The sequence below is a fragment of the Curtobacterium sp. B18 genome (genome assembly GCF_000333375.1).
Taxonomy (GTDB): Bacteria; Actinomycetota; Actinomycetes; order Actinomycetales; family Microbacteriaceae; genus Curtobacterium.
On the sequence record NZ_BACZ01000075.1, the window covers coordinates 1 to 5,452 of the forward strand.

The following is a 5,452-nucleotide window of genomic DNA, read 5'->3' on the forward strand; positions in this document are numbered from 1 at the left end:
AGCAGCTGCAGCACCATCGGGGACGGGACCTCGCGGTCGTGCTCGCGCGCGAGCTCCCCGGCGACCGCACGGATCGCGGCGGCGGCTTCCGGGTCCGCGACGGACACCGGCTGGCGCACGCCGATCCGGTCGGCGGCCGGCAGGCTCGCCAGGAACTCGTCGGCGACAAGCAGGTGGAGTCCGTCGAGGTCGCCGTCCTCGAACCGCTGCACCTGCCCAGGTCGCACCCACAGCACCCGGTCACGATCGAGCGGGAAGTCCTCGAAGTCGACCTCTCGCCGGCCGGCGCCCTCGGCGACGACCGTGAGGACGTGGAAGTCGACCCGGTGCTGCCGTCCGTCGGCGCCGAAGCGCATGCGACGCCGCAGGTCGCGGATCCCGACGACCTCGATGCCCGGCACGACGGTCGTCCCGAACGCCAGCTGCTGCATCTGCCCCACACCGACCACCTGTCCCGGATTGATCCGAACGAGTCCAGCAGTGCCCTCGATGCCGGAACTCCGTGAGGAGAGTATCGATCCGTGGCCGCGAGCAGCAAGCGGCCGGAGAGAAGGAATCATGAACGGAACCGTCACCGTCCTGGACAAGGGCGAAGTCCGCATCCACAGCTACATGGCGCCCGAGAAGAGCGTCAACGTCACGTCGCAGATCATCGAGACCCCGGAGCGGCTGATCGTCGTGGACGGGCAGTTCCTCGGTCCGTTCGCCGACGAGGCCGCCGAGTACGCCCGGTCCCTCGGGAAGCCGATCGACCGACTGGTCATCACCCACGGACACCCGGACCACTACGCGGCGGCGGCCCGGTGGGGTGCCCCGCTCGTGTCGCTGCCCGAGGTCCGCGACGCGATCCTCGCCCGAGGCGACGTCCACCTGCCGACCGGCGGCCTGGTCCCGGTGGCCGACGTCACGCCGGACGGGTCCGTGCGGGTCGGCGAGGAGGTCGTCGACGGTGTCCTCCTGACCTTCGAGCACGTCGTCGGCGGCGAGGCGCACGACCAGCTCCTGATCGCGCTGCCCGACCACGGCGTCCTGATCGCCCAGGACCTCGTCTACCACGACGTGCACCTGTACTTCGGCGAGCGGGACATCGACGGGTGGCAGCGAGCCGTGTCGCTCCTCGCGCAGGCGGAGGGGTACGACACGGTCCTCGCCGGTCACGGGCTGCCCACCACCCCGGCGGTCTTCGGCGAACTGGAGCGCTACCTCGCCGACGCCGCGGAGCTGCTCGGGGACGACGGCGCGGCCTACAAGGCGGCCATCACGAAGCGCTACCCGGAGTACGGCGGACAGTTCGTCATCGACATCGCCAACCGGTCCCTGTTCCCCGGGGCAGCAGGCTGACCCACGGGATGACCACCGGACGGGAGGCGCGGTGCGGGCCCGCACTGCGCCTCCCGTCCGCTCGGTGGTCACCCCACTGCAGCGGCGCCGGTCGTGCGCGCGGCGCCCGGATCCTCGCGGTCCGAGCCCGGGGACGACGAAAGCCCCCGGTTTCCCGGGGGCTCTCTGCTGTGGGCGATACTGGGATCGAACCAGTGACCTCTTCCGTGTCAGGGAAGCGCGCTACCGCTGCGCCAATCGCCCAGAGGAGTGTGGAACTGGAGGTGGGGACGGGATTCGAACCCGCGTGGACGGCTTTGCAGGCCGCTGCCTAGCCTCTCGGCCACCCCACCATCGAGGTTCACGTCTCCGTGAGTACCCGAACGGTGGGATACCCTCTGGTGAGTCGTGGTCTTCCGGAGAAGACCACACTCGAGCGGATGACGAGATTCGAACTCGCGACCCTCACCTTGGCAAGGTGATGCGCTACCACTGCGCCACATCCGCATTTGTCCGACCCGCTGTCGCGGCGACGACGTAAACTCTATACGAACCCGAGGGCATCCACCAAAATCCTCCTCGTTCACCGGGCGTGTCCCCCGTGTTCATGCGGATCGGGCCGGGTCGAGCCCCGACGCCACACCCGGGACGCGCGCCGTGTTCGGTGCACGCCCCGGCATCCGCTACTATCGACTGGCACGCACAGTGCAGGGGCGATTGGCGCAGTTGGTAGCGCGCTTCGTTCACACCGAAGAGGTCATCAGTTCGAGTCTGGTATCGCCCACCCACCCGCAAGAGCCCGACGCAGCAGCGTCGGGCTCTTCGCATCTCCCCCGCCGACGACCCGCGGACCACGCGGCGGGGACGACACCGCAGACCACGCAGCAGAGCAAGGACGAAGGGGCGCATGACCGACGTCGACCTCGAGTTCGCCCGGGTCCGGGCGGTCCTCGACCGTCCGACCCTGCGGCTGATGTCCCGCCCGACGAGCGCCGTCGTGCTCGCGGTGTTCCGGACCGTGTTCGACCGCGACGTGCAGTACGTCCCCGCGGAGCGCATGCACCTGCAGGTCGAGGAGCACGTCGCGCGCCTGCAGACCGCCGGCGCGCGCACGCCCGCGAACGAGGCCCGCTCGGCAGCACCGGATGCGGGCATGGTGTCCGAGCAGGGCGAACCGGACGCCCGACCGAACGGCCGCGCGCTCTGCCGTGAGTGGGTGGCCGCGCAGTGGCTCGTCCGGTCGAACTCCCCCGACGGCGACGAGCAGTACTCCCTGACGAGCCACGCGCTCGAGGCCCTGTCCCTCGTCGACGCCCTCTCGTCCGACCGCGCACTCATCAGCGAGAGCCGGCTCGCGATGATCGTCGACGCCGTGCACCGTTGGGCGGCACGCGCCGAGCCGGACCCCGCGATCCAGGTCCGCCGGATCGACGCGCAGATCGCCGAACTGCAGGCCGAGCGCGACCGGCTCGAGCACGGCGAGGTGGACACCGTGGACGACGCCCGGATGCGCGACGGCTACACGAACATCTCCGACCTGATCCGGCAGCTCCCGAGCGACTTCAAGCGCGTCGAGGAGGCGGTGGCGGCGATGCACCGGTCGATCGTCGAGGACTTCCGGCAAGAGGTCCGGCCGATCGGCGAGATCCTCGACGACTACCTCGCGCGGACGGACAACCTCATGGAGGCAACGCCCGAGGGCCGCGCGTTCGAGGGTGCCTTCGAGCTGCTCCGCGACGACGCGCTGCTGCTCCGGCTCCGCGACGACATCCAGACGATCCTCGCCCACCCGTTCGCGGACGGCCTCGGGGCGGCGGAGCGTCGGGCGTTCCGGAACACGGTGGTCATCCTCCGTCAGGGCATCGAGGACGTCCTCGCCCAGCGCCGGCAGCTCACGGCCACGCTGCGCGACCAGATCGTGGCGCACGACGTCGCCCGCGACCGCGAGCTCGACGCCGTCCTCCGCTCGGTCGAGCGCGGCCTGGCGACGTGGATGGACCAGGGATCGGCACGGGACCGCCTGCCGCTCGGCCTGCTGCCGGCGACGGCCGAGGTCGGTACCCTGCGCGAACGGTTCTACGACCCGGACGCCGAGTCGGTCCCGCCCGCGATCGAGGAGCCGGACGACGACGTCTTCGAGGAGCTCGACGTCGAGACGATCCGGCGACACGGTGGCCCCTTGCTCACCGAACTGCGCGCGGCGCTCCGCTCGGCCTCGGCCGACTCCAGCGTGGACGCCTTCCACGGGCTGCCGCCGGAACAGCGGCGCCCGGTCGAGCTCTTCGGCCTCGCCCACCTGCTCACGGGCCACGACGACTTCGAGTCCGCAGCGCACCTCGCCGAGCACCGGACGGTCCGCCCGGACGGCAGCCCGGTCACCTTCCACATGCCGACGGCAGCGCTCACCGACGAGCGGCGCGGCCCGGTCCCGGACACGACGAACGACGAACACGCACAGGAGGCGCGGTGAGCGACACGACACCGGCACCCGTCGACGAGACGGTCCCCTACGACGACCCCGCAGCCGTCCAGCAGGACGACGAACGCGACGAGACGAGCTTCGCCCTCTTCGAGGGCGACGAGGGCCGTCTCGACGACCGGCAGCGCCGCGCCCTCGTGGCGCTGCTCCGCAGCCCCTACGTGAGTGCACGCACCCACACCGACGAGTGGCGCGCGGTGCTCGACGCGGAGCACCAGCTCCGGTCGCGGCTCAACGACCTGTTCCTCGAACTGCACGTGGACCGCGACCGCGAGGTGGCGTGGAAGCGCCAAGCCCGCTCCGAGAGCCAGCGCCGCGGGTTCCCGACGCTGCTCCGCGACGTCCCGTACACGCGCGAGGAGACGATCGTCCTCGTCTACCTGCGGATGCGGCTGCGCGCCGACACCCGTCCCGGTCCGGACCAGGTCGTCGTCGACCGCTCCGAGATCCTCGGCCACGTCGCCGGGTTCCGTCCCGCGACGGCGACCGACCGCACCCGTGACGAGGGCCGCGTGGCGAAGGCCGTCGAACGCCTCGTGACCGCCCGGATCCTGCTCAAGACCAGCGACCCGGACCGGTTCCGGATCGCCAGCGTGGTCGAGGTGCTGCTCCCGCTGGAGCGGCTGCGCGACCTGGACACGTGGTTGGCGAACACGGCGCTCCGGACCACCACCGCGCACGCCGACGCGACCACCCCGGACGGCGAGCCGACCGACGGGGACGACCCGTCCCTCCCGGCAGACGAGACCGACACCGACGACGAAGGCGAGACGGACGCATGACCGACACCGCGACCGACTCCTTCGGCATCCCCGCCCTGTTCGACACGGTCGCGCAGTGGCGCGCCGAGTCCATGCAGGTCGTGAATTGGGGCGGGTTCCACGGCCACCGCCAGGTCGAGCTCTCCGGCACCGCCACGCTCATCTCGGGCGCGTCCGGCACCGGCAAGTCGACGCTGATGGACGCGTACCTCGCCGTCATGATGCCGTCGGACGTGCCGTTCAACGGCGCGTCGAACGACGCGACCACCGGGCGCGCGCGGAGCGCCGACCAGCGCAACCTGCTCACGTACCTGCGGGGCAAGGTGGACACCCGTCGCGACCCCGAGTCCGGGAGCCTGCGCGACGTCAACCTGCGCGGTGACGACCAGACCACCTGGGGTGCCGTCGCGGTGACCTTCCGAAACGACGACGAGCGGCGCTTCACGGTGCTGCGCACGTACATCGTGCCGAAGCGTGCGCGCGGGGTCGGCGACATCCAGATGACCATGGCGACGGTCGACGACACGTTCGACCTGCGTCGGCTCGAGGAGTTCGTCCCGACGCGGTTCCACCACCTCGAGCTGACCGGACGCGTGCCGGGGCTCGTCATCCGCGACACCTACCAGGAGCTCGCGTACACGCTGCAGACCCGGCTCGGGATCGGCGACTCCGGCGGTGGCAACCGGGCGATGCGCCTGCTCGCACGGATCCAGGCCGGCCAGCACCTGCCGACCGTCGACGCGCTCTACAAGTCGCTCGTGCTCGAGACCCCGGGCACGTACGAGGCGGCCGACCGTGCCCTCGCCCACTTCTCCGCCCTCGACGAGGCGTACGAGGCGATGGACACCGAGGAGCGCAAGGTCCGCATCCTCTCCCCCATCACGGAGCTGCA

5 protein-coding genes and 4 tRNA genes are annotated in these 5,452 nt (G+C 71.1%); 5 read left to right on the forward strand and 4 right to left on the reverse strand.

Features of this window, described 5'->3' with window-relative positions:
* On the reverse strand, window positions 1-431 hold a 431-nt coding region (locus I5E_RS02070), incomplete at its 3' end, for an AraC family ligand binding domain-containing protein (protein WP_031261106.1).
* 127 nt (window positions 432-558) lie between these two features.
* Here I5E_RS02070 and I5E_RS02075 point away from each other — a divergent pair.
* Window positions 559-1,341 (forward strand): MBL fold metallo-hydrolase, encoded by a 783-nt coding sequence (locus tag I5E_RS02075; RefSeq protein WP_022905537.1) that lies wholly within the window; start codon window positions 559-561, stop codon window positions 1,339-1,341.
* A 171-nt stretch (window positions 1,342-1,512) separates the two neighbouring features.
* Here I5E_RS02075 and I5E_RS02080 read toward each other — a convergent pair.
* The 3 genes from I5E_RS02080 to I5E_RS02090 form a co-directional block, all read right to left on the reverse strand.
* Window positions 1,513-1,584, reverse strand: a tRNA-Val gene (locus I5E_RS02080).
* A gap of 15 nt (window positions 1,585-1,599) precedes the next feature.
* Window positions 1,600-1,673: transfer RNA gene (locus tag I5E_RS02085), tRNA-Cys, on the reverse strand.
* An 82-nt stretch (window positions 1,674-1,755) separates the two neighbouring features.
* Window positions 1,756-1,827 (reverse strand) — tRNA-Gly (locus I5E_RS02090).
* 204 nt (window positions 1,828-2,031) lie between these two features.
* On the opposite strand from I5E_RS02090, the gene I5E_RS02095 reads away from it, so the two are divergent.
* The 4 genes from I5E_RS02095 to I5E_RS02110 form a co-directional block, all read left to right on the forward strand.
* Window positions 2,032-2,104: transfer RNA gene (locus tag I5E_RS02095), tRNA-Val, on the forward strand.
* A gap of 123 nt (window positions 2,105-2,227) precedes the next feature.
* Complete coding sequence (locus I5E_RS02100; protein WP_022905538.1) at window positions 2,228-3,790, forward strand: DUF3375 domain-containing protein; 1,563 nt, start codon at window positions 2,228-2,230, stop codon at window positions 3,788-3,790.
* Window positions 3,787-4,581: a DUF4194 domain-containing protein gene (locus I5E_RS02105; RefSeq protein WP_022905539.1), complete on the forward strand. Its 795-nt coding sequence runs from the start codon at window positions 3,787-3,789 to the stop codon at window positions 4,579-4,581. The genes I5E_RS02100 and I5E_RS02105 overlap by 4 nt, the downstream gene beginning before the upstream one ends.
* Window positions 4,578-5,452: ATP-binding protein (locus I5E_RS02110; protein WP_031261104.1), on the forward strand; the 875-nt coding region annotated here is incomplete at its 3' end. The genes I5E_RS02105 and I5E_RS02110, both read left to right, overlap by 4 nt.

Bases quoted from the DNA above. Each gene is read 5' to 3' on its own strand.
- I5E_RS02075 (WP_022905537.1), top strand. From the start codon at position 559: ATGAACGGAACCGTCACCGTCCTGGACAAGGGCGAAGTCCGCATCCAC.
- I5E_RS02100 (WP_022905538.1), top strand. From the start codon at position 2,228: ATGACCGACGTCGACCTCGAGTTCGCCCGGGTCCGGGCGGTCCTCGAC.